Source organism: Rhizobium sp. FG113, from assembly GCF_057809895.1.
In genome coordinates this window covers 464,684-488,880 of record NZ_JBMDKV010000001.1, presented here as the reverse complement: position 1 = coordinate 488,880, position 24,197 = coordinate 464,684, and the positions used below count along the sequence as shown (strand labels likewise).

The window sequence follows — 24,197 nt, the reverse complement described above, 5'->3', positions numbered from 1 at the left end:
GGCGCGACCAAAGGGAGACGGGCAGATGAGCGCACAAGACAGGGTCACGGGCCTTTACGACATCAGCGAAGACAAGAGCAGCTGTGGTGTCGGCTTCATCACCCGCAAGGACGGCGTTCAGACCCACGACGTGCTGAAGAGGGGGCACGAGGCGCTCTGTGCCGTCCCGCATCGCGGCGGCATGTCGGCGGAGGGCGTCGGCGATGGCGCCGGCATCTCGGTCGATCTCTCCCTCTCCTTCTTCCGCGGCCTCACCGGCAAGCCTGATCTCGCGACCGGTCGCTTCGGCGTCGGCAATTTCTTCCTGCCGAACAACCCGAATGAGCACCAGCGCGCGGCTGATATCATCGAGGCGGCGCTGGCCGATGAGGGGCTGCCCGTGCTTCTCGTCCGAGACGTGCCCGTTGACAATGATGCGATCCGCCCGATCGCTGTGCGCTACCAGCTGCCGATCCGCCAATGGGTGTTTGCCGCTCCCGACGCCGCGAGGACGCCGGCGGAGTTCGACTGGCGCATCCACAAGGCGCTGCTTGCGATCGAAGCCATTGCCTATACCGATCCGGCCTTGGCCGGCTTCTATCCGCTGTCGCTCAGCGCCCGCACGCAGGTCTTCAAGGGTCGGCTGAACTCCAACGAGGTGCTGCCCTACTTCCGCGACCTCGTGGACCCCGCGCACGAAATCCACACCATGTATTTCCACACGCGCTTTTCCACCAACACCGACCCGCACCCATCCATGGCCCAGCCCTTCCGGCTGATGGCGCACAATGGCGAACTGAACACCGACAAGAAGAACCGCCTCTCCGAGGCCGCGATCGCGCTTGCCCGCAACTCCGCGATCATCCGCCCGAAGGGCCAGTCCGACAGCTGCCGTCTCGACCAGACCCTGCAGAGCCGCGTCATAGAAGATGGCCTCGACCTCGTCACCGCCGTCGTCTCGATGATGCCGCCGGCCTGGGAGAACGACGAAACGCTGTCCGACGACGTCAGGGCGATGTTCGAATACTTCTCGCTTTACGAGGAGAAGAACGACGGCCCGGCTGCTCTGATCTTCGGCAACGGCACTATCGTCGGCGCAAGGCTCGACCGCCTCGGCCTACGGCCGCTGCGCACCGTCGAGACCTCCGATTATCTCTGCGTCATGTCGGAAGCGGGCCAGATCGCCTTTCCGCCCGAGAGCGTTCTCCGGCGCGGCCGGATCGAGGCCGGTGGCATGCTCTACTTCGACCACGCGGCCGGCCGATCCTTCTCGACATCGGAAGCGCTCGATATGCTCGCCGCACAGCGCGACTACCGGACGCTTCTCGCCGACGCCCGCATCCGCCTTGAGGACCTGCCAGACGTGCCGGCCGACCAGCAGGGATCCCCGCTGCGCTACAATGGCGACCTCGAGCGTCATCAGCGTTACGTCGCCTATTCCCATAATCAGGAAAGCTTCAAGTTCCTGATGGATCCGATGCTGGCGACGGGTGCCGAGAAGATCTCGGCAATGGGCTACGGCAATGCCATCAACGCCCTTTCCGACCAGGAAGGCGGCGTTGCCAAGTATTTCTCGCAGCGCTTCGCCCAGGTGACCAACCCGCCGCTCGACAGCATCCGCGAAGCCGACGGCATGACGCTTCGCGTCGCGCTTGGCGCCAAGCCGAACATCGGCACCAAGGCTGCCCGACAGATCGTCGTGCGCTCGCCGATCCTCACCCATCTCGACATGCTGAAGATCCGCGAGCAGAGCGAGACGCCGTTGCGCCGCTTCGAGATGCTCTATACGCCCGTCGCCGGCGATCCCAAGGCCAACGAGCTGGCGCTGGAGGCCGCGATCTTCAGGCTTTGCGACGCGGTGGAGGCCTTCGCCGCTGAAGAAGGCGGCATCGCCGTCGTCACCGATCGCCATGTGGCCCGCGACCGCGCGGCCCTGCCGATGATCATCGTCATCTCCGCGCTTAACCAGCGCCTGATCGAGACCGGCCTTCGCCTGCGGGTCTCCATCATCGCAGAGAGCGGCCAGATCTCCTCGTCTCATCATATTGCCGCAGCGCTTGGCTTCGGTGCTTCCGCCGTTTATCCGCTCGGCGTCCAGTTCCGGGCCGAGGAGAAGTTCGGTGTCGATGCCGACAAGGCGTTCAAGCGCTTTGCCAAGGCGGCGGAAAAGTCGCTGATGAAGACCATGGGCAAGGTGGGTCTCTGCACCGCCGAAAGCTATATCGCCGGCGAGTTCTTCGAGCCGAACTTCCTCGACACCAACGATCCGGTGCTGCACCGCTATTTCCCGAATGTGAAGACACCTGTTGGCGGCGTGAACTTCGCCGTCATTGCCCAGGCGGTGTGCGACTGGCACATGCGGGCGCTGACCGTCACCGGCGAAAGCGAAATCCCGCTGCTCGGCCTTTTCAAGGAGCGCGCTGAGGGCGCCGGTCACTCCTATGGAACGACCGCTGTCCGTGGCTTCGTCGACATGACCGAGGAGAAGATCGATTTCGAGCGGATGGCCGGCGAGACCGACCAATCGGAATTCTTCCGGCTTCTGCCGCTCAACCGTCTGGAAGATGCCTTCGGCCTCAACGACGCCGCCTATTACAGCACCAGCTTCGAGAAGCTGACGCCCGAGGCGATCGACCGCTTCGAGATCACGCCCGGCTACCGCGCCTTCGCGCGCATGATGATGGAAGAGCGCATGCGGCGCCCCGCGGCCTTGCGCGACGTGCTGGACCTGCCCGCCGATGTCAGCTTCTGCGGCAATGCTGAAGATTTCAAGCGCGAGATGGGACGGTTTTCCCGCAAGGGAAACAACGCCTTCATGGTGCGCGGCCTTGCCTGCGAGCGTGTTGGCGAGGACGAGTTCCGGCTGCGGCTGACGACCTCCGGTGGCAGCCAGCTGACGCTGCTTTCGGCGCTCGCACAGTCGCTCGTCATGCGCTTCGGAACCGACATTGTCGGCCACTGGCTGGAAGCAGGCGCTCTTGCTGTGCAGGCGAAGGGCGAGGCGCGCGACTATCTCTCGCTGCTGCGCACGGCACCTGCCAGCATCCCACTTTCCGAGGTTCAAAACGCAAGCGAGATCACGCCGCTGCTTGCCTCCGGCGCCATGAGCCACGGCGCGCTGGTGGCCGCTGCCCACGAAGCGGTCGCCCACGGCACCAATATGGCCGGTGGCATGTCGAACTCCGGCGAGGGCGGCGAACATCTCTCACGCTATGGCACGATCCGCGCGTCCAAGATCAAGCAGTTCGCCTCGGGCCGCTTCGGCATCTGGGCAGGCTATCTCGCCGATCCGATGCTGGAGGAGATCGAGATCAAGATCGGTCAGGGCGCCAAGCCCGGCGAAGGTGGCCAGCTCCCCTCGCCCAAGGTGACCGTCGAGATTGCGGCTGCCCGTGGCGGCACGCCCGGCGTCGAACTCGTCTCGCCGCCACCGCATCACGACACCTATTCGATCGAGGATCTCGCGCAGCTCATCCACGATGCGAAGGCGGCGCGCGTACGCGTTGTTGTCAAGCTCGTCTCGTCGGAAGGGATCGGCACGATCGCCGTCGGCGTCGCCAAGGCAGGCGCCGACGTCATCAATGTCGCCGGCAATACCGGCGGCACGGGTGCCGCCGCCGTAACCAGCCTGAAATACACGGGACGCGCCGCTGAAATCGGTATCGCGGAGGTTCACCAGGCGCTTTGCGCCAACGGCTTGCGCGATAAGGTCACGTTGCGTTGCTCGGGCGCGCACCAGACGGCAAGCGACGTCATCAAGTCAGCCCTGCTCGGTGGCGACAGCTTCGAATTCGGCACGACCGCACTGATGATGCTGAAGTGCGTCATGGCGAAGAACTGCAACATCAAGTGCCCGGCCGGGTTGACCACCAACCAGGAGGTCTTCAACGGCGATCCAAGGGCGCTTGCGCAATATCTGCTCAACATCGCCCACGAGACCCGCGAGCTTCTGGCATCGCTCGGCCTGCCGTCGCTGCGCCAGGCACGTGGGCGCTCCGACCTCCTTCATCTCCTCGATCACCCCTCAAGCGTCGGGCAGCTTGACCTCCGCGCGATGCTCGCGGTGGTCGAGGAGGTGAAGATTACCGACCCCGTCTATATGGAGAAGGATTACGTCGTCGATGACGGGTTCCTCGACCTCGTGCAGTCGGCGCTGATCGAGAATGGCAAAGCAACCGTCGAACTCGGCGGCAATCGCTTCCTCAACAATTGCAACAAGAGCGTCGGCGGACAGTTGGCGGTCGATATCGAGCGGATGCTGAACTACGAAATCGACGCGGCCACGGCAGCCACCCTGCCAGCGGTTCGCCAGGACGAGCGCGGCCGCCGCTTCCTTGAGCCCGGATCGGTCAACATCGCAACCTCCGGTTCGGCCGGGCAATCCTATGGCGCGTTCTGCAATGACGGCATGGTGCTCACCCATACCGGCACCTGCAATGACGGCGTCGGCAAGAGCGCCTGCGGCGGCACGATCGTCGTCAAGTCGCCGGGCGGCGGCTCCGACGAGGCCGGCGGCAATGTGCTGATCGGCAACTTCGCTCTCTTCGGCGCCACCGGTGGCCGCACCTTCGTGGAAGGCCAGGCTGGGGACCGTTTTGCCGTGCGCAATTCCGGCGCGACATCAGTTGTCGAGGGCGTCGGCGACTTCTGCTGCGAATACATGACAAATGGCGCTGTTCTCAATCTCGGAAGCTTCGGCAAGGGCTTCGGCAACGGCATGAGCGGCGGCTTCGTCTATCAGTACGATCCCTATGGCGATCTGCCGAAGAAGGTCAGCCACGACTCGATCCTGCTCGGCTCGATATCCGACGAAGGGGATGAAGCTGCGATCCATAGCCAAGCCGTGCACATGCTGCTCACCTGGCACCTGACCGCGACCGGCTCGTCCAAGGCGCGCTGGCTCCTGGAGAACTGGGAGAGCGAACGGCACAACTTCGTCTACGGCATGCCGCGGGCGCTGCTGCTCTATCAGGACAGCGATCAGATCCTGAAGGCCAAGCCGCGCAAGGAGCTGATCGAGGAACTCGCCTCGGCATTGGCTGCCCATCAGGTCCGTAAGTTCAAGCTGGCCTATCGCGACCGCAAGCCGGTGCTCAACGGCCGTGTGCCTGGTTACGGCGAGACCGATACGGACGAGATGTTCGCGCTGCTCAACAATTACACCGTGCTTTCCATGGCGCAGGGGCTGGCGATGGCGCGTGTGCCCAACGCACTCGGCCCCTCCGAGCCAGCCGTAGAGAAGGCTGTGCGCAACCTCATCCTGACGGAGGATTTCGCGCTGATGAGCAAGCTGATGCGGCACGCGCGCGACGCCATCGATAGCCACAGCGACGAACAGCTGGCGGTGATGATCGCCGCCAAGCGGCTCGCCGACTACAAGGAAGCGCTGGCGCGCCGCAACATCCTGTCGATGGACAGCCCCGGCACCTACGGCTGGATCATCCACCAGTACGCCCGCAACATCGACAGGATCGGCCGCCTGCCGAGCTTCGAGGAGCTGTTCGCCAAGCGCGCCGTCTCCGACCTGACGACATCTGCCAGAACCAGCCGAGTGTGACGATGAAAGTGCCCTATATCCCCGCAGACGCCCCCTTCAATGGCGACCAGCGCGCCTGGCTTTCCGGCTTCCTGGCTGGCCTCCACTCTCGCCTGGCGATCGATGGTGACGGCACTGCTGCCACAGCAACTGCGCCGCAGCAGCAGGCATCAAGCCCACTGCATATCCTCTATGGCACACAGACCGGCAATGCCGAGGGTGTCGCCATGGATGCGGCAACTGCTGCCCGCGCTGCCGGGATGCAGCCGGCAGTCGAGGCGCTCGACGATATCGACATGGCTCGCTTCGCGACCATGAAGCGGGTGATCGTGGTTGTCTCCACCTATGGCGAAGGCGAGATGCCTGATAATGCGCAGCTCTTCTGGGAGGCGCTTTCGGCGGACAACGCGCCGAGGCTGGAAGCCATGAACTTCGGCGTGCTGGCGCTCGGCGACACCGGTTATGATGGCTTCTGCCAGGCGGGCAAGCTGATCGACACCCGGCTGGAGCAACTCGGCGCCCAGCGGATGGCGAACCGCCTGGATTGCGACGTGGATTACGAGGATGCCGCATCGGCCTGGGTGGGCGAGACCCTGCCGGTCGCAGCAGCGATCGAAGGTGGAGCCACAGAGCCGGCCGCGCCGACCGAAGCGACAGCCTTGCCTGCCCGCGAGAAATCGCAATGGAACCGCAAGTCGCCTTATCCCTCGACCCTTGCCATCAACCGGTTGCTTTCGGGGATCCGATCCGCCAAGGAGATTCGGCATTTCGAGTTCGATCTCGGCGATAGCGGACTGGCCTATGAAGCGGGCGATGCCCTGGGTGTCATGCCGGTGAACAATACGGCACTTGTTTCGGCCATTCTGGAGCGCCTGGGCGCTGACGCGGACGCAGCCGTTGCCGGCCTCGCCCGGCCGCTGGGCCAGGAACTGACGACCAGCTTCGAGATTTCCACGCCGTCGCGTGAACTGATCGCGGAGATCGAACGGCGCGCCGGCCATGAAGAGCTCAGCCATATCCTGCGCCATGGCGACAAGGAAGCGCTGGAGAGCTGGCTGTGGGGCAAGGATAGTCTCGACCTCCTGCAATTGCTGCCCGAGAACGCGATGAGCGCCGCCGATTTTGTCGGCCTGCTGAAACCGCTGCAGCACCGCGCCTATTCGATCTCCTCGAGCCCGCTTGCGGCCGAAGGGCGCGTGCACCTGACCATTGCTAGCGTGCGCTACACCACCAACGGGCGCGAGCATGGCGGCGTTTGCTCGACCTATCTGGCGGATCGGGCGGAGGGTGACATGGCCGGCATTTTCGTGTCGCAGAACAAGGCATTCCGCGTGCCCCTAGATGATGCGGCCCCAGCCATCATGGTCGGCCCCGGCACCGGCATCGCGCCCTTTCGCGCCTTCCTGCAGGAGCGGCAGGCCCGCGGCGCCACGGGACGGAACTGGCTGTTCTTCGGCGACCAGCACCGGGCCGACGATTTCATCTATGAAGAGGAGTTGGCTGCGATGAGCAGCGCAGGGCTACTGACGCGGCTCGATCTGGCCTTTTCCCGCGACCAGCAGGAAAAGATTTACGTGCAGACCCGCATGCGCGAGAACGGCAAGGCGCTCTACGCCTGGCTGGAAGAAGGCGGGCATTTCTATGTTTGCGGCGATGCGACACGAATGGCGCGCGACGTGGACCAGGCCCTCCACGACATCATCGCTGTCCACGGCAGCCATTCGGCCGATGCTGCGACCAGCTATGTCAACGAGCTGAAGCGCCAGAAGCGCTACGTGCGCGACGTCTACTAGGGCCAGGACTGGCTGAGCCCGTCACAATCCCCAAATGCCATCGAGCGGTCGAGACATTCGGCCGCTCGAACGCGTTTATCACCCCGGACCATGTGCCGGGTAGGAAAGCGTGCGCGTTCGTGCTCTCCTGGCACTATCAGGTGTCATTTCGGGACGCTGATGGCTATAGTTTATTGGATATTAAGAACGTTGAACGAGACTCGCCTAGCCGTGACAGCGAAGCATGTAAATCGATGCAAGCAAGAATCGCTTGCATGAATGGCATGGCGGAAAACATGGAACATGAAGGTTTCGATTTACCGTTCCTCCTCAAGGAGATTGATATCCTTGCGGATGAACTCAGCAAGCTGCCCCCGTCGATGGACAGGACAGCGCTGGAACTTAGACTGGCACAGATGCGCCAGATCGTTGAACTGCGGCATACGCGCCGTGGCATGAAAAACCTCGATCCAAACTAACGGTTCGACTGTTATCATGTGGCACACTCGCCTGCCGCGGCTGCGGCAAGCGTCGACCCAGCCACCCACTCATGACCTGAGCGCGTTGTGGCCGTAGCGAGGATTGTGCTTCGATATTCCCGCCAAAGAGGCTAATAAGCGCGCAAGCGAATGAGAGGAATTGGCCATGGAACCGGAAACCGTAACGATCGACAACCGCAACGACTTCTCGCTTTGGGCGATCGAACGCGCCAAGCTGATCGTCAGCGAACAGGGCACGGCGCTTGCGCTTGCCGCGCGAGACATGGACGACACGGAGATCGGCCAGGCCGGCAATGCGCTCGGCCAGGCGATCGCCGACGCCATGCTCGAAGTATTCGACGGGCTGATGAACGGCGTTGCCGAGGAATAACGGGTTCACCGTTGCACCGTTGACCGAAAGATCGGCAAGAATTGCGCCCGATCTTCTTTGGGAACCTTTTCTGAGCTGAAGGGTTTTAACTGCGCAACGTTTTGAAATCCGCGTTGCTGGATCAGCAAGCCCAATGCAGTCCAACCAAAAGCCCGGTGCAGCCCCTCGCACCGGGTTTTTTCATGCGCGGCACCGGAGCGCCCACGCTTGATGCATAAAGAACATACTATATGTTAAGGGCGCGGTGGCAACGTTGCACGGCTGCCGCCAATCAAATGCGCTTCGAGGGGGTATAGAGCGTTGGACACGAGACCATGGATGATCCCTGTTCTGATCGCCTGCCGGCGCAGTGGCGCCGTTTATACGGTCACGAGTACCCGTGAAGCGCTCAAACTGCTTTTCACTGCATGGCCGGTCGCTGAAGGCAAGGCCTACTTTTCCGCCCTGGAAGTGTGCGACGGCGTGGCCATCGGCAAGGCGTCGCCGGAAGATGCCCGCCTCGCCTTCATCGCCGCGGCCGATGAGGCCAAGGTGCCGTACGACGTGGTGCCCGCCGCACCGGTTCCGCTTTAGGCAGAGTCGCCGCGCTCACTCCTCGACGCCTTCCTCGAACGTGTAGGACGCGCACATTTCGTCGGAGCTTTTCGGCGCATGCCGACCGTTGAACACCGCAATCGCGGACAAGCCATCGCCGGCGGACCAATTTGCGACATAGGTGACCGGACCGGAGCCGCAGAGACGATTGCCGTTCAGCAACTCGGGATCCGAAGGATCGGCGACGCGATAGACGGAAGCCGGCACGCGCTCGCCATCGACCATGAAGTGATCAGCAACCAGATTGGAGAACGAAAGCTCATCACCCGTTTCAAAGGTGATGCTGAAGTCGTCCATCGAGATGTCGCCGGTAACGGACATGGCGGTGTTGCTGACGGCCTTGTACGCGTCGGCCCATGACGGGCTCGCGGCCGACAGCACGGAAAGCGAAAGTAGAATACAGGATTTGAAGAAGCGCACGGTGACCTCGGGGGAAAAGGCGGGCACGGCAGAGCCGTGCCCGCGCGATATTATTCGGCTGCAGGTTTCAGGGAGCTGATGATCGCCTGCAGTTCAGGTCCATGCGCCTCCTGCGTTCCCTGCGAACCCCAATAGGTGATGACGAGGAGCTTGCCTGGTTTCGGCGAGAGCAGCGAGAGGCCGATGTTGACGGCGCCGTCATTGTCGGTGCCGGTCCAGTCGAAGTTGGTCATGTCCATGCCGTTGATCGGCTCATCGGACTTCTTCTGCGTCGAGCCATCGACCTTCACGCCGTTCTTTTGAAGAAAGGCAATGGCATCGTCGATGACCTTGTCCGTGCTCTTTTCGTCGGCGACGTCGATCGAGAGGTAAATGGCCGAGTCATCGGACGTCGCCTGAATCCCGGTTTCCGTTTCCTCGGGCTCCCAGCTATCCGGAATGGCGATCTGAGCGATGGGGGCGTCGCTCGGGAATGCAAGCGTCTTGGCCTGGCTGATGCCGGGTATGAGGGCGGCGAGGAGCGCCCCGACGAGAATCGTCTTCATGTAAGGTCCCTGGGGGTTAGAGAACATGTGTACGGGCGCATATTAGCGTTGCGGCGTTAAAAAGATCCGCACACCGCCATCGCACGTTCGCTCCGCCCCAGAAATGGTTCAGGCCTAAAAAAAGTTCGGGCCGGCGTGGACATCATGTCCGCGCCGGCCCGTTGTTCGAAAGACCGCTGTTACTCGCCGGGAACGATCGCCGGGTTGTTGCCGGGAGCCGCTTGCGGGCTATCCGCAGGCTTCGGCGCCTTCCAGGCGATCAGGCGGTAGAACATCGGGATGAAGAAGGTCGCGATGAACGTCGCCGCGAGCATGCCCCCGATAACGCCGGTTCCGATAGCGTGACGGCTGGCCGAGCCCGCGCCCGTGCTGATGGCCAGCGGCACGACACCCAGGATGAATGCCAGCGACGTCATGACGATCGGACGGAAACGCAGGCGGGCGGCTTCGATCGCAGCCTCGCCGGCCGACAGTCCCTCCTGGCGCTTCAGAACGGCAAACTCGACGATGAGGATGGCGTTCTTGGCGGCCAGACCGATCAGCGTGACCATGCCGATCTGGAAGTAGACGTCGTTGGTCAGCCCGCGCAGCATCGTTGCGAGCAGTGCACCGAACAGCGCGAACGGGATGGCCGTGATAACCGCCAGCGGCAGCGTCCACTTCTCGTACTGCGCGGCAAGGATGAGGAACACCATGATGATGCCGAAGAGCATCGCCTGCGTTCCCGCGCCACCCGTTGCCAGTTCCTGGTAGGCCGAACCTGTCCAGGCGATCTGGTAGCTTGCCGGAAGGGTCTCACTCGCGACCTCCTGCAATGCGCGGATGGCGTCACCCGAGGTGTAGCCAGGAGCCGGGTTGCCGGTGACCTTGGCCGAGTTGAACGCGTTGAAGCGTTCGACCTGGTCGGGGCCGATGATGCGCGTGACCTTCACCAGCGCATCCAGCGGGATCATGCTACCATTGTTCGAGCGGACGAAGACCTGACGGAGATCGTCTGGCGACTGCCGGAAAGCAGATTCCGACTGCAGATTGACCTGGTAGTTGCGGCCATAGAGCGTGAAGTCGTTGACATAGAGGCTACCGAACGTGGCCTGCATGGCATCGAACACCGTGTTGATCGGCACGTCGAGCGCCTTTGCCTTCTCGCGATCGAGATCCGCATGGTACTGCGGAACGCTGGCATCGAAAGTGGTGCGCACGGCGGTCAGTTCAGGGCGCTTCGAAGCCGCGGCCACGAGAGCATTCGCCTGTTCGGCAAGGTTCGCGATGCCGTTGCCGCCACGGTCCTGAACATAGGCTTCGAAACCACCCGTGGTGCTCAAGCCCTGGATCGGCGGCGGGTTGAAGGCGAGAACCATCCCATCCTTGATATCGCTATTGGCGCCGATGATCGGCCCCGCCATGTTACGGGCATCCAGCGCCGCGGTGGTGCGCTCCTTCCAGTCATCGAGAATGATGAAGGACACACCTGCGCTGCTCTTGATGCCGCCGGCGAGGATATCGTAGCCGGAGACCGCGAAGACGTCGTGAACGCCTTCAAGCTTCGAAGTGTTTTCGACCACCTGGTTCATGACTGCTTCGGTGCGCGGAAGCGCTGCTGCCGGCGGAAGTACGGCAACCTGCAGCACCCAGCCCTGGTCTTCGTTGGGAACGAGCGATCCCGGGAGGGTGTAGAAGAGGTAGGCGGTCGCGCCAAGCAGAGCGCCGACGAGGACGAGACCGATGGCGAAACGCTTGACGAAGAAGCGAACGCCCGCCGTATAGCCCGACGTCAGACGGTCAAAGGCGCGGTTGAACACGCGGAACGGCAGCGCCGGCTCATGATGACCCGGCTTCAGGATCAGCCCGCAGAGCGCCGGCGTCAACGTCAAGGCCACGATGCCGGACAGGATCACCGAGATGGCGATCGTGACGGCGAACTGCTTGTACATCTGACCCGCAAGCCCGCCCATGAAAGAGACCGGGATGAAGACCGAGCACAGCACGAGCACGATTGCGACAACCGGTCCCGTGACTTCGCCCATGGCCTTGATAGCCGCGTCCTTGGGCGGCAGCTTGTCTACCGTCATCAGGCGTTCGACGTTTTCCAGAACCACGATGGCGTCGTCCACGACGATACCGATCGCCAGCACCAGGCCGAATAGCGTCAGCAGGTTGATCGAAAAACCGAGCAGATACATGCCGGCGAAGGTACCAATGATCGAGATCGGAACCGCGATCACAGGGATAAGCGTTGCTCTCCAGTTCTGCAGGAACAGGAACACCACAATGACCACGAGGGCGATTGCTTCGAAGAAGGTGTGAATGACCTCTTCGATCGAGACCTGGATGAACTTCGTCGTATCGTAAGGAATGCGATAGTCGATACCGTCAGGGAACGACTTCTTCAGTTCAGCCAGGCGCGTCGAAAGCGCTTCCATCGTGTTCAAGGCATTGGCGCCCGGCTGCAGATAAACTGCGATCGGAACGGCCGGCGTGCCATTGAGGCTGCTCTGTACCGAATAGCTCTTGGTACCCAGCTCGATGCGAGCGACATCCTTCAGCCGCAGCGTCGCTGCATTGCTGGTCGAGCGCAGGATGATGTCACCAAAGGCTTCCGGGTCAGCCAGGCGACCCTGCGTGGAAACGCTGTAGGTAAAGGGCTGTCCGGTGGCGCTCGGCTGATCGCCGAAACGGCCGGCCGCGAACTGCGAGTTCTGCTCCTGGATGGCCGCCGACACGTCGCTCGGCGTCAGGCCGTACTGCGCCATCTTGTCTGGTCGAAGCCAGACGCGCATGGAATAGTCGATATCACCGAGCACGTTGACATCGCCGATGCCGGGAAGACGCTTGAGATCGTCGATGACGTTCAAGAGCGCGTAGTTGCCGACATAGGCGCGGTCATACTGCGTGTTGTTGGAGAACATCGCCACGAAAGCGAGAATGGAGTTCGAGCGCTTGGCGACAACGACACCCTGACGGGTCACTTCCTGTGGCAAGGTCGAAGTCGCACGCTGGACACGGTTGTTCACGTTGATCGCGGCCTGGTCGGGATCCGTGCCAAGCGCGAACGTCACCGTGATCTGCATGGTGCCGCTGTTGGAGTTCGTCGATTGCATGTAGAGCATGTTCTCGACGCCGTTGATCTGTTGCTCCAGCGGAGCGGCAACGGTCTGCGCGACAGTTTCCGCGCTGGCGCCGGGATAGTTCGCCGTAACGACGACCTGCGGCGGCACCAGTTCGGGATATTGCGCGATAGGCAGCGCCCGCAGGGCCAGAAGGCCCGCCAGAACGATGACAATGGAAATGACCGCCGCGAAGACCGGCCGGTCGATAAAGAACCTGTTACCCATCAGTTGGCCGCCGTCTCTTTCGTATCCTTGCCGGCATCGGCAGCAGCCGCTTCAGCCGTCGCGTTGACGGCCGAGCCCGGACGTACCTTGATGATGCCTTCTGTGATCAGCTGGTCGCCGGCATCGAGGCCCGAATTGATGATCCAGTTGCTGCCGACCTTCTGGCCGAGCGTTACCGCGTTGATCTTGGCCTTGCCGTCCTTGCCGACGGTATAGACGAACTGACCCTGCGGGCCCTGCATCAACGCTATCTCCGGGATGACGATCGCGTCATCGGCAGTCACGCCACTCACTGTCGCGCGTACAAACTGGCCCGGGATGAGCTGGCGATCGGGATTGTCGATGATCGCACGTGCCTGAATGGTGCCCGTATTGACGTCGACGGTGGCCGACGTGAAGTCGACAGATCCCTCGTGGTCATAGGTCGAGCCATCGCCAAACGTCAGCTTGACGCGCAGCTTCTGCTCCTGGCCCTTGCTCTTCATCAGATCGATGAGATGGCGGATTTCCCGTGCCTCGGAATCCGAGAAGGAGAAATTGACGTAAACCGGGTCCAGTTGGGTGATGTTGGTCAGCAGGCTGGAATCAGTGCTGATCAGGCTGCCTTCGGAAACCTGTTCAAGGCTCGTAATGCCGCCAATCGGCGCAGTCACCTTGGTGTAGCCGAGGTTGAGTTCGGCGGTCTTGACCTGGGCTTCGGCGGAAGCGACAGCCGCTTCGGCAAGTTCGCGCGCGGAAATCGCGTCGTCGCGACTCTTCTGGCTGCCGACATTCTGATCGAAGAGGCTGATGTTACGCTTTTCCTCGCGAATGCCCTGGCCGAGCTGGGCCTGAGCCTGCTTCAATCCGGCCTGCGCCTGCATCAGTGCCGCTTCATAGGGCGCAGGATCGATGAGAAACAGCACATCGCCGGCCTTGACCTGAGCGCCTTCGACGAAATTACGCTTCAGCAGGATACCGCTCACGCGAGCGCGCACTTCCGTCTGACGAAACGCCGAGATGCGAGCAGCATATTCATAGCTGAGCGGGACCGAGCTTGCGGCAACATTCACGGTTGTGACGGATGGAGGCGGTGGGGCCTCGGCCTGCTGGGCCATTGCCGCGGAAGACATGAATATCGATACAGCCGCTACAAGCACGCCGCTGCGAACGGTGGAAAAATGCCGCTGATTTTTATTTTGCACTTTTATTCGCCTTTACTTGGGCTCGATTCAACCGAGCAACCTTGGTTCCCTCCTCCCCTTGGCTCCTCCGCCAAGCTTTATTCCGTTGTGAAATTGGCGTGCGAGACCCCATCCACAAGCAACCAAACGAATTCCGTTAGTCGCTCGCCTGCCTCGAAGAACCTGCGCACGTCGATGAGGAAACAGCTGCCACTTCGCATCTGCTTCCGATTTTTCGTTTTTATATCCCGTATTTAACAGCCGACCGGAGCCGGAGCTCGGCCTTAGCATTTACGTAACAGCTCGGTCCGAACATGTTAAGATGCCGAAATCCGCATAAGGCCATGAAGCATGTTCATGAATGGCCTTCGATTGACCACAGGCACGGATAGCCCTGCGTGCTTCGCAGTCTAGAAAATAGAATTTTGGGCGGCCAGAAACCGCCCTAAAGTATCTTTTTGTCTTTGTTATTATCCGAGCCTAATTTAGTCGCCTCAACGTGCGGGAAGGCCGAGCCTTACGACCCGGATGGCGGCGTATCGACGCAAGCAACTTTTTGTGTTCGCGAACCCAATCGCCACTACCTCAATGATCCGTAAATTAACGATTGGTTAACCATATCCGTCGTTTAGAATGATTAACGGCCGTCTGGTCGTTGATTCGAAGTCCGGTTGCCAAAATTGCGCCGGATACGGGGAAATACGATTGCGGCGATCGGAAACATGGGTTTGCTAAGATTGATGGCCCTTGCGGGGTTGGCTGGTCTTGCTGCCGGCTGCACATCGACTGGAAATATCAGACAACCGAGCGCCGCTGAAACAATCGCGAGCGAGAAAGCGCTTGTCCTGCCGCCACCCGGTGGACCCTCCATCGTGAGCGTCGTCGAGCAGAAGCGCGGGAATGGCGTCGATCAGTCGATTTCGCTGTTCACCTCGTCCTCGGTTCCCGGCCAGAACTTTCTCAAGGTGCAGTTTCTCGGCGGGCGCGGCGAAAATCCGGGCGCCGGGAACTCCACCTACAAGATGGTCAACGAGAGCGCTATTGCGCGCGAGATGGCGACGGCCATCCCCGGTGTGCGGATGGCGCGCTCCGCGACGTTCCTGCAGAACAGCTATGGCCCCTTCGGCTATGCCTCCGGCACCAGCCACAACGGCGACACCTGTGTGTATGGCTGGCAGCAGATCCGCTCCAGCCGTTCGGACCAGACGCAGGCCCGCAATTTCGGCATGATCCAGGTTCGCCTGCGCCTATGTGATGCGCGCGCAACCGAGCGCCAGTTGCTGGGCGTGATGTACGGATATACCGTCATCGGCACCTTCAACGGCGAGATCTGGAACCCCTACGGCACGATGCAAGGTGGCGACCCGACCGTCGGGCGTCCCGGAAACCCGATCTATCCCGACGAAGGCGGCTATCGCTCAACGCCGATGCCGATCGGCTACGAACCGGCCCCGACGCAGACTTTTTCGCGCCCAGCACCGGCGCGCCGCGCAGCGGTTCGCCCTGCCGTCACAGCGCCTGTGGCGCCGGCCTTGCCGCAAGCGATCGGCCCTCGCGTGCCGGGACCTGACCTTTCCGAAAACCTGCCGCAAGCTCCGATGGGTGCACCCGCTTTGCCCAATGCGCCCACCTACCAGCAAGCCCCGCAACAGACGATGACCGCGAGCGGCGTGAACGTGCCCTCGCCCGAATGCATCGGCAACACGGTGGCAAGTGCCGCCTGCCAGAGATGACGATCAGCTAGGCCGGCACCGGAAACGGTAACTGGCGCAATGCCTTTGAAGGAAAGCCGATGCATAAGGCCCGCAGCATCTTGATCTGGGCAGTGGTTGCGATCTGTGTGGTCGCGCTGGTGACCCTGCCGGTGAATTTGCAGGCACAGCTGATCGCCAGCATCACCGTGGTCGCGGTCATGGCGATCATCAAGGGGCTCAAGGGTGAAGGCACGTGGCGCCTGATCGCGCTCGCCTTCGGTACTGCGATCGTCATGCGCTATGTCTATTGGCGAACGACCAGCACCTTGCCCCCGGTGAACCAGCCTGAGAACTTCATTCCCGGCCTGCTGCTCTATCTCGCAGAAATGTACAGCGTCGCCATGCTGGCGCTCAGCCTCTTCATCGTCGCCACACCCTTGCCGCCACGTCCTTCGCGCGTGGGAAAGCTCCAGCGTTTCCCGCATGTCGACGTCTTCGTGCCGACCTATAACGAGGATTCCCACCTTCTCGCCAACACGCTCTCGGCCGCGAAAGCAATGGACTATCCAGCGGACAAGCTGACCGTCTGGCTGCTTGACGACGGCGGTACCGTGCAGAAGCGCAACTCGAACAAGCTGCTGGAGGCGCAGGCAGCCGTCGCGCGCCACAATGAACTGAAGCAGCTCTGCGAGGAAATCGGCGTCCGCTACCTCACGCGCGAGCGCAACGAGCACGCCAAGGCCGGCAATCTGAACAACGGCATGCAGCATTCGACCGGCGAGCTAATCGCGGTTTTCGATGCCGACCACGCACCTGCGCGCGACTTCCTGCTCGAGACTGTCGGCTATTTCGACGACGATCCGAAGCTTTTCCTAGTGCAGACGCCGCACTTCTTCATTAATCCCGATCCGCTGGAGCGCAATTTGCGCACCTTCGACAACATGCCGAGCGAGAACGAGATGTTCTACGGCATCATTCAGCGTGGGCTCGACAAGTGGAACGCGGCCTTCTTCTGCGGCTCTGCGGCGGTTTTGAGCCGCAAGGCGCTGGAATCGCAAAACGGTTTCAGCGGCATCAGCATCACCGAGGACTGCGAGACGGCACTTGCGCTGCACGGAAGCGGCTGGAACAGCATCTATGTCGACAAGCCGCTGATTGCCGGCCTGCAGCCTGCGACGTTCGCGAGCTTCATCGGCCAGCGCAGCCGCTGGGCGCAGGGCATGATGCAGATCCTCAGGTTCCGCTTCCCGCTGCTCAAGCGCGGGCTGACGATACCACAGCGCTTCTGCTACATGTCGTCCACGCTGTTCTGGCTGTTCCCCTTCCCGCGCACGGTCTTCCTGTTCGCTCCACTCTGCTACCTGTTCTTCGACCTCGAGATCTTCACCGCCTCCGGCGGCGAGTTCCTGGCCTATACGCTCGCCTACATGCTCGTGAACCTGATCATGCAGAACTACCTCTACGGTTCGTTCCGCTGGCCCTGGATCTCGGAACTCTACGAGTATGTGCAGACGGTCCATCTGCTGCCGGCGGTGATCTCCGTCATGCTCAATCCAAGAAAGCCGACCTTCAAGGTGACCGCCAAGGACGAGTCGATTGCCGTCAGCCGCCTGTCGGAAATCAGCCGTCCTTTCTTCGTCATCTTCGCGGTGCAGATCATCGCGCTAATCGTCACCATCTACCGCATCTATACCGAGCCTTATAAGGCCGACGTCACGCTCGTCGTCGGCGGCTGGAACCTGATCAACCTGATCATGGCGGGCTGCGCGCTAGGCGTCGTGTCGGAACGCGGCGAACGCGCCTCGTCGCGCCGCGTGCGCGTCAACCGTCGGGCGGAGTTCGGCATCAATGGCAAGTGGTACACAGCGTCGATCGAGGATGTATCGGTCCACGGCGCCCGCCTGCATGTGTTCGACAAGGAGTTGGAGCAGTCGCTGGTCGGCGTGGAAGGCGAAGTTCGTTTCCGTCCCTTCAGCGGCGCCGATCTCGAAACGCTACCGCTGGTGGTGCGCAACATCCAGCCGACGGACGGGCTGCTTGCCGTCGGCTGCCAGTATGTCCCGAAGAGCGCGCTGGATCACCGCCTGATCGCCGACCTGATGTTTGCGAACTCGGCACAGTGGACGCAATTCCAGGAAGGCCGTCGCCGCAACCCCGGCCTGATCCGCGGAACGATCTGGTTTGTCGGCCTTGCTTTTTACCAAACGAGCCGAGGTCTCGTCTATTTCTTCCGCAGCATGCGGCCGGAGCGTGAAGAGCAGCGGCAAGTCTCGAAGGTGAATGGCTGATGCGCAAGATCGCCACATCCCTGGGCTTCCTGCTTGCTGCCACGGCGCTGGCCTACGCGCAGACGTCGCCCTTCGACATGTCGGGCGAACGTCCGCCGGAGGCGATTCCCGCCGTGCCGCGCTTGACGCTTCCGGCGACGCCCCCTGCCTCCGCTCCAACAACAACGCCGGCGCCGGCAGTTGCAACACAGCCGCCCGCGACACCCGCACCCGCCGCCCCGCCGTCAGCCGTGACACCTCTGCAGCCTTTTGCCGTCACTCCCGCGACACCGAGCGCGCAACAACCAGCATCTCCGCCAGCGCAGGCTGACGCACCCGCCACGCAGCCAAGGCCAGCATCGCCGCCGCCAGCAGGGCAGGCTGCAACACCAGCAGCACAGCCGCCGCAGAAACCGGCAACCGCGACGGCTCCCGCTCCGCTACCTCCCGGCACATCGCGCCGCTACGTCGTGCCTTTCGCAAAGCTGGGGCTGGACGGCGAATATGACCGCAAGTCGTGGTCTGTCTACCTGACGCCGGAGCAGGCAGCGGCACAGGCAACCTTCAACTTCACCTACCAGAACGCCATCGTCGTCGCGCCGGAGAGCTCGCAATTCACGATCCTGATCAACAACAGGGTCATCGGAGAGCAGCCCGTCGGCTCGCCTGATGGAGCGTCCACCGTCTCCCTGAGCATCCCGCCGCGTCTGCTGCAGCCGGGGGCTAACCTGCTCACGATCGAAGCAAAGCAACGCCACCGCACCGATTGCACCGTGCAATCGACCTACGAGCTCTGGTCGGATATCGACCCCTCGCAGACCTATTTGACCTTCGTCGGCGAAGAGGCGGCGAAGTTCTCCAGCACCGACGCCATCCGCGCGATCGGCGTGGACGGCGCCGGCCAGACCGCGTTCAATTTCGTCGTGCCCGCGCTCGAGCAGCCGGGAACCACGAAGCCGCTCCTGAGGCTGGTGCAGGGTCTCTCGATCCTGAGCGGCATGCCGAACCAGACCATGTCGTTTACGAGTGGTTCCCTGCCCGCCTCGTCTCCTGGCCGGATGACGGTCGTGGTTGGCACGCCCAGCGAATTGCAGCCGCTGTTTGCCGTGCCGGTCGCCGCGCAGACGGCACCGCTCGCGACCTTCGCAACCGATCCACGCTCCGGCCAGACTGTTCTTTTGATTACGGGACCATCCTGGCCGGCCATAGCAACAGCCATCGAGACCATCGTCTCCACCACCGATCGTGCCGTTACGGTGCGCCGAGACGCGCTGGCCACGCAGCGGTGGACCGCGCCTGACGCGCCGCTTATCTTTTCAGACAGGACGATCGCCTTCTCACAGTTGGGTGTCAAATCGACCGAGTTCTCTGGCCGCCGCTTCCGTACGACCTTCAACATCGCTGTCCCGGCCGACTTTTACGCCAACGCCTATGGCGAGGCGACGGTGCTGCTCGACGCCGCCTATACGCAGACCGTGCTGCCGGGCAGCCATATCGATGTCTACGTCAACGGCAACATCGCCTCAACGCTACCAATCACCACGAAAGGCGGCGGCATCTATCGCCATCTGCCAATCCGCGTGACGATGCGACATTTCAAGCCCGGCTTGAATTCGGTATCCATCGAAACCATCCTGCAGACGGATGAGGACAATGTGTGCGTGCCGGGAACGGCTGCCGGCGCGGGACCGCGCTTCGCGCTGTTCGACACCAGCGAGTTTCACATGCCCGACTTCGCCCGGGTTGGCCAACGCCCCAATCTGGCAGCACTCGCCGGCACAGGTTACCCCTACAGCCGTGCCGCCTCCCCGACACCGCTCTTCATCGACCGCGTGGACCCCGACACGCTCTCCGCCACGGCAACCGTGCTCGGCCAGATGGCCTTGATGGCTGGTCGGCCGATCGACGTCGAACCCGCCGCTTCTCCGGGCGCGATCGGCGAACGCGACGCAATCTTCGTCGGCTCCATCTCGCAGATGCCGCAGGCGGTTCTCTCGCAGCTCAACATCGCGACGACCAGCCAGGCAACATGGCGGCCGCTCGCCGCGACGCAGACGACGCCCAGCGAGACCAACGTTATGTTCGACGAATGGCGCTCCAAGGTGAGCGGCGGCGTCTGGCAGGGCCAGATCACCTCCTTCCAGGAATGGCTGCGTCGCAACTTCGATATTTCGCTGAGCACGCTGCAATTCATACCCGGCGCCGAGCAGGTGTTTACGCCCTCCAACACGAACAGCTTCCTGATCGCCCAAGGCGCGAATACAGCAGGTAACGGCACCTGGACGATCGTGACGGCACCATCCGCGAAAGACCTCAGGGAAGGTGCTAATGCCATGACGTCACAGCTGAACTGGCCCGAGATCGAGGGCCACGTGACGACTTATTCGGCCGCGACCGGCAAGATCGATACCGTGCCGGTCAGCCGTTTTGATTTCATCGCGACGGAGAGCTGGACCTTCGCCAACTATCGACTGATCGCGGCGAACTGGCTCTCGACCAACGTCTTGTCCTACGCGGTGCTGCTCGTCGTCTTGTCGCTGCTGATCGGTGTTGCCACGGCTGGCATGCTTGGAAGACTGGGCCGCCGGCAATGAGGGGGTGGCTGACGATAATGGTGGCGGTGGCGCTCGCATCGCTGCTTGGCTTGCAGCAGCCCGCATCCGCGCAGACGGCGAAGATCGATGCCGCGTCGTGGAGTGCCTACAAGGCGAAGTTCCTCGACCCCACCGGTCGGATCATCGACAATGCGAACGGCAATATCAGCCATAGCGAGGGCCAGGGCTACGGCATGTGGCTCGCCTATCTCGCAAACGACCAGGCCGATTTCGAGCAGATCTGGTATTTTACCCGGACCGAGTTGCTGCTGCGCGACGACGGACTTGCCGTCTGGAAATGGGATCCATCGGCCAAGCCACATGTCACCGACGCCAACAACGCATCCGATGGCGACATGCTGATCGCCTATGCGCTGGCGCTGGCAGGCTCTGCCTGGAAGAACAACGACTACCTCGAAGCCGCCGCCAAGATCGCCAACGCGCTTTTGGCCAACGCCGTCGTCAAATCGGGCGGGCGCACGATCCTGCTTCCCGGTGTCGAGGGCTTCAACGCTCCCGGCCGCAAGGATGGCCCGGTCATCAACCCCTCCTACTGGATCTACGAGGCCATTCCCGTCATGGCGCTGCTCGCCCCTTCCGACGCGTGGGGTGCGCTAACCGAGGACGGATTGACGTTGCTGCGCACCATGCAGTTCGGACCACGCAAGCTGCCGGCAGATTGGGTGAGCCTTCACCGTCAGCCGCAACCGGCCGAGGGTTTCGATGCCGAGTTCGGCTACAACGCCATCCGCATTCCGCTCTATCTCGCCCGGGCGGGAGTTTCGGACAAGGAACTGCTCTTACGATTATCGTCGGGAATGACCGCCGGCAATGGTGCGCCGGCAACGATCAACCTGAAGGACGGCCAGCCGAAACAATCACTTGGTGACGCTGGTTATCGAATTGTTAACGATGTTGTGGCCTGTGTAGCACAAGGAACGAAGCTGCCCGCGTCGTCCCGGCAGTTCGCGCCATCGCTCTACTATCCATCGACCCTTCAACTCCTGGGGTTGGCCTTCGTCGCGGAGAAACATCCAGAGTGCCTTTGAAATCCTCGCTTGTCGCAGTGTCGGTCGCAGTGGTGGTGGCAGGTCTTGTCACCGCGCTGAAAGATCGCGCCGCCATTCAGGATATGCTCGGCCTCAACCAGCCCGCGGCGGCGCCTCAGCTGATGCTGATGGGCCGGATCAGTGGACCTGACGGTCCACCCAAGCAGCCGGCGGACATGCAGTCGATCGCCGAGCAGATACAGGCAACGGCAGGCGCGCAAGCCCCGATCAACGCGCAGCCGCAAGGCGAACCCGCCGCCCCGCAGCCAGACGCCGTCGCCCAAGCACAGCCGCAGCCGCAACAGCCGGCAGCGCAGAGACCAGCCTCCGCGCCTACGAACGCCCAGCCTGCGGCGCCAAAGGTCGACGAAAGCGCGCTTCGCTATTTCGCGAGCCGTGGCGACAAGGCGCGGTTGCAGGCCGAGATATCGCGCCTTCAGGCGCTCTATCCGAACTGGGTGCCTCCGGCGGATCCGCTCGCCGTTCCGCAAAGCGGCGACAAGCAGCTTGAGGCCATGTGGCAGCTCTATTCCGAGGGCCGCTACGCCGAACTTCGCAAGTCGATCGCCGACCGGCAGGCCGCCGAAGCCGGCTGGCAACCGCCGGCCGATCTGCTTGACCGCCTGGACGTCGCGGAAGCGCGTGCACGCCTGGTCAATGCCTCCGATCTGAAGCAGTACGCGACCGTCGTGCAGATCGGCGCGGCGACGCCAAGCCTGCTCACCTGCGCCGATATCGACGTGCTGTGGCGCGTGGCGGAAGCGTTCGCCCGCACGGATCGTATGCAGCGGGCGCAAGACGCCTATACCTACATTCTGAAGGCCTGCACCAATCCGCAGGAGCGTCTGGCGACCATGCAAAAGGCGTCCGGCCTGTTGCCATATGCGCCGATGCAGGTTCTCCTCGGGCTTGAGCGACCGGATGGAAACGGCGGTCGTGAATTCGACAGCATTCGCAACGACCTCGCGCGCAATTTCGTCGCCGCCGGCAATGCCAATCCCGACCTCGCCGTATCGCCCGACTACCTGACGCTGGTGCAGCGGCTGGCGGAGACACAAGGGCTCGCCTCCGACAATCTGCTGCTCGGCTGGTATCACCTGCGACGCGAGAATTACGCCGACGCGGAAAAGTGGTTCCGTGCCGCGCGCGCAAAGGAAGATTCCGCCAGCGCTTCGCAAGGCCTCGCCTTGGCGCTGATCGCGGAGAAGAAGGAACAGGAAGCCGAAGACGTCATGTACAAGTGGCGCGGCGATTCCAAGGATGCGACCGCGACCTATCTCGCCGCCACCGCCAACCTCATGGGGCTGCAGCCGCCGGCGAATATTCCCGAGGAGGTGCTGAGCCGCATCGCAACCGAAATCATCGCGCAGAAATACGTGCCGACAGCGCAGCAATTCGGCTGGTACGCGCGCTCGCTCAATCAGCCGCAGACGGCTGCGCGCTGGTTTGAAACGGCGCTGCGCTGGAAACCGGATGACGAACCCTCGGCATATGGTCTGGTGATCACGCGCGAGCAACTGAACGACCACCGGGGCGTCGCGGAAGTGCAGCGCCTGTGGGCCGGACGCTCGGCGCGCATCGCGCAACTCGGCGAAACCTCGGCCCTGACTCCGCAAGTGCGCACACCCCTTCCCGGACCCGGCCAGGCTCCACAGCTTCAGCAAGTCCAGCCGCAACAGGTCCAGGCGCCGCAGACGCAGACACAGACCTACCAGCCGCAGGTGATCGCTGAGCCCGCCCCCGTAATGGCTGCAGCCGCTCCGGCCCAGCGCCCCGTGCCGCGACAAGCAGAGGCGATTCAGCAGGCGTCGCGCCCCGCCCCTGCCACGCGTAGCGCGCGCCAGGTCCGCGGTTGTTCGACGACGGTCGATGCGCGGCTGCTCGATCCCCAAAGCGCGCTGACCCGTGGCTGGTGCCTGATGGACCTGAACCGTCCGATGGAGGCCGTCGAGGCGTTCGAGGCGGCACTCGCCAGCCCGACCCGCAAAGTCCGCGAGGACGCGGCCTATGGACAGAGCCTTGCCTATCTGCGCGCCGGGCTCTCCAACAATGCCGCTGTCGCCGCAACCAAGGCGCCGCAGACCCGGCAGCGAGCAGCGGAACTCCAGGTTTCCATCCTCGCCGATCGCGCTCTGGCCGCTTTCACCGCGAAGCGCTACCGCGAAGCGCTTGTCTATCTCGACCAGCGCGCGCAACTGCAGCAGGAACGCATCGACCTGATGGTTCTCAGGGGCTACAGCTACCTGAACCTGCAGATGTACGGAGACGCCGAGCGCATCTTCAATGCCGCCGCATCCGTCGGCAGCAAGGATGGATACCGTGGCCTCGCGGATCTGAAGGATGCGACGCATCCCGAAGGCAAACAATAAGCCCTGTAAATCC

At 62.5% G+C, this 24,197-nt stretch carries 14 protein-coding genes; 10 read left to right on the top strand and 4 right to left on the bottom strand.

Annotated features, from left to right (window positions below):
- The first annotated feature begins 25 nt into the window (after positions 1 to 25).
- The 5 genes from ACODTZ_RS01965 to ACODTZ_RS01945 all read left to right on the top strand — a co-directional run bounded on the left by ACODTZ_RS01965 (position 26) and on the right by ACODTZ_RS01945 (position 8,730).
- Positions 26 to 5,536, top strand: a complete 5,511-nt coding sequence (locus tag ACODTZ_RS01965) for a glutamate synthase-related protein (protein ID WP_489023342.1) — start codon at positions 26 to 28, stop codon at positions 5,534 to 5,536.
- A gap of 2 nt (positions 5,537 to 5,538) precedes the next feature.
- Complete coding sequence (locus tag ACODTZ_RS01960; RefSeq protein ID WP_489023340.1) at positions 5,539 to 7,308, top strand: sulfite reductase subunit alpha; 1,770 nt, start codon at positions 5,539 to 5,541, stop codon at positions 7,306 to 7,308.
- Positions 7,309 to 7,562: 254 nt separating this feature from the next.
- Positions 7,563 to 7,766 carry a hypothetical protein gene (locus tag ACODTZ_RS01955; protein ID WP_018898056.1) on the top strand — a complete coding sequence of 68 codons (204 nt, stop codon included), beginning with the start codon at positions 7,563 to 7,565 and terminating at the stop codon, positions 7,764 to 7,766.
- A 166-nt stretch (positions 7,767 to 7,932) separates the two neighbouring features.
- Positions 7,933 to 8,157, top strand: a complete 225-nt coding sequence (locus tag ACODTZ_RS01950; RefSeq protein WP_112981293.1) for a hypothetical protein — start codon at positions 7,933 to 7,935, stop codon at positions 8,155 to 8,157.
- Positions 8,158 to 8,475: 318 nt separating this feature from the next.
- On the top strand, positions 8,476 to 8,730 hold the full coding sequence (locus tag ACODTZ_RS01945; RefSeq protein ID WP_081992903.1) for a DUF982 domain-containing protein: 255 nt from the start codon (positions 8,476 to 8,478) through the stop codon (positions 8,728 to 8,730).
- 15 nt (positions 8,731 to 8,745) lie between these two features.
- On the opposite strand, the gene ACODTZ_RS01940 is transcribed toward ACODTZ_RS01945, so the two are convergent.
- The 4 genes from ACODTZ_RS01940 to ACODTZ_RS01925 form a co-directional block, all read right to left on the bottom strand.
- Positions 8,746 to 9,198 carry a hypothetical protein gene (locus tag ACODTZ_RS01940; protein WP_489023338.1) on the bottom strand — a complete coding sequence of 151 codons (453 nt, stop codon included), beginning with the start codon at positions 9,196 to 9,198 and terminating at the stop codon, positions 8,746 to 8,748.
- A 23-nt stretch (positions 9,199 to 9,221) separates the two neighbouring features.
- Complete coding sequence (locus ACODTZ_RS01935) at positions 9,222 to 9,716, bottom strand: hypothetical protein (protein WP_047504318.1); 495 nt, start codon at positions 9,714 to 9,716, stop codon at positions 9,222 to 9,224.
- Between the two features lie 179 nt (positions 9,717 to 9,895).
- Positions 9,896 to 13,048 carry an efflux RND transporter permease subunit gene (locus tag ACODTZ_RS01930; protein ID WP_489023337.1) on the bottom strand — a complete coding sequence of 1,051 codons (3,153 nt, stop codon included), beginning with the start codon at positions 13,046 to 13,048 and terminating at the stop codon, positions 9,896 to 9,898.
- Positions 13,048 to 14,160 (bottom strand): efflux RND transporter periplasmic adaptor subunit, encoded by a 1,113-nt coding sequence (locus ACODTZ_RS01925; protein ID WP_162724784.1) that lies wholly within the window; start codon positions 14,158 to 14,160, stop codon positions 13,048 to 13,050. The genes ACODTZ_RS01930 and ACODTZ_RS01925 overlap by 1 nt, the downstream gene beginning before the upstream one ends.
- Before the next feature lie 773 nt (positions 14,161 to 14,933).
- Here ACODTZ_RS01925 and bcsN point away from each other — a divergent pair.
- Genes bcsN through ACODTZ_RS01900 form a run of 5 tightly spaced genes read left to right on the top strand, consistent with a single transcriptional unit; the run spans position 14,934 to position 24,184 of the window.
- On the top strand, positions 14,934 to 15,944 hold the full coding sequence (bcsN, locus tag ACODTZ_RS01920) for a cellulose biosynthesis protein BcsN (protein WP_489023336.1): 1,011 nt from the start codon (positions 14,934 to 14,936) through the stop codon (positions 15,942 to 15,944).
- Positions 15,945 to 16,003: 59 nt separating this feature from the next.
- Complete coding sequence (gene bcsA / locus ACODTZ_RS01915; RefSeq protein ID WP_489023335.1) at positions 16,004 to 18,193, top strand: UDP-forming cellulose synthase catalytic subunit; 2,190 nt, start codon at positions 16,004 to 16,006, stop codon at positions 18,191 to 18,193.
- A complete protein-coding gene (locus tag ACODTZ_RS01910; protein ID WP_489023334.1) occupies positions 18,193 to 20,766 on the top strand; it encodes a cellulose biosynthesis cyclic di-GMP-binding regulatory protein BcsB in 2,574 nt (857 codons plus the stop codon). Before bcsA ends, ACODTZ_RS01910 begins: the two co-directional genes overlap by 1 nt.
- The gene (locus ACODTZ_RS01905) at positions 20,763 to 21,815 is read left to right on the top strand and encodes a glycosyl hydrolase family 8 (protein WP_112435267.1); all 1,053 of its coding nucleotides are present in this window, start codon (positions 20,763 to 20,765) and stop codon (positions 21,813 to 21,815) included. The genes ACODTZ_RS01910 and ACODTZ_RS01905 overlap by 4 nt, the downstream gene beginning before the upstream one ends.
- The gene (locus ACODTZ_RS01900; protein WP_489024757.1) at positions 21,812 to 24,184 is read left to right on the top strand and encodes a cellulose synthase; all 2,373 of its coding nucleotides are present in this window, start codon (positions 21,812 to 21,814) and stop codon (positions 24,182 to 24,184) included. Before ACODTZ_RS01905 ends, ACODTZ_RS01900 begins: the two co-directional genes overlap by 4 nt.
- The last annotated feature ends 13 nt before the right edge of the window (positions 24,185 to 24,197 follow it).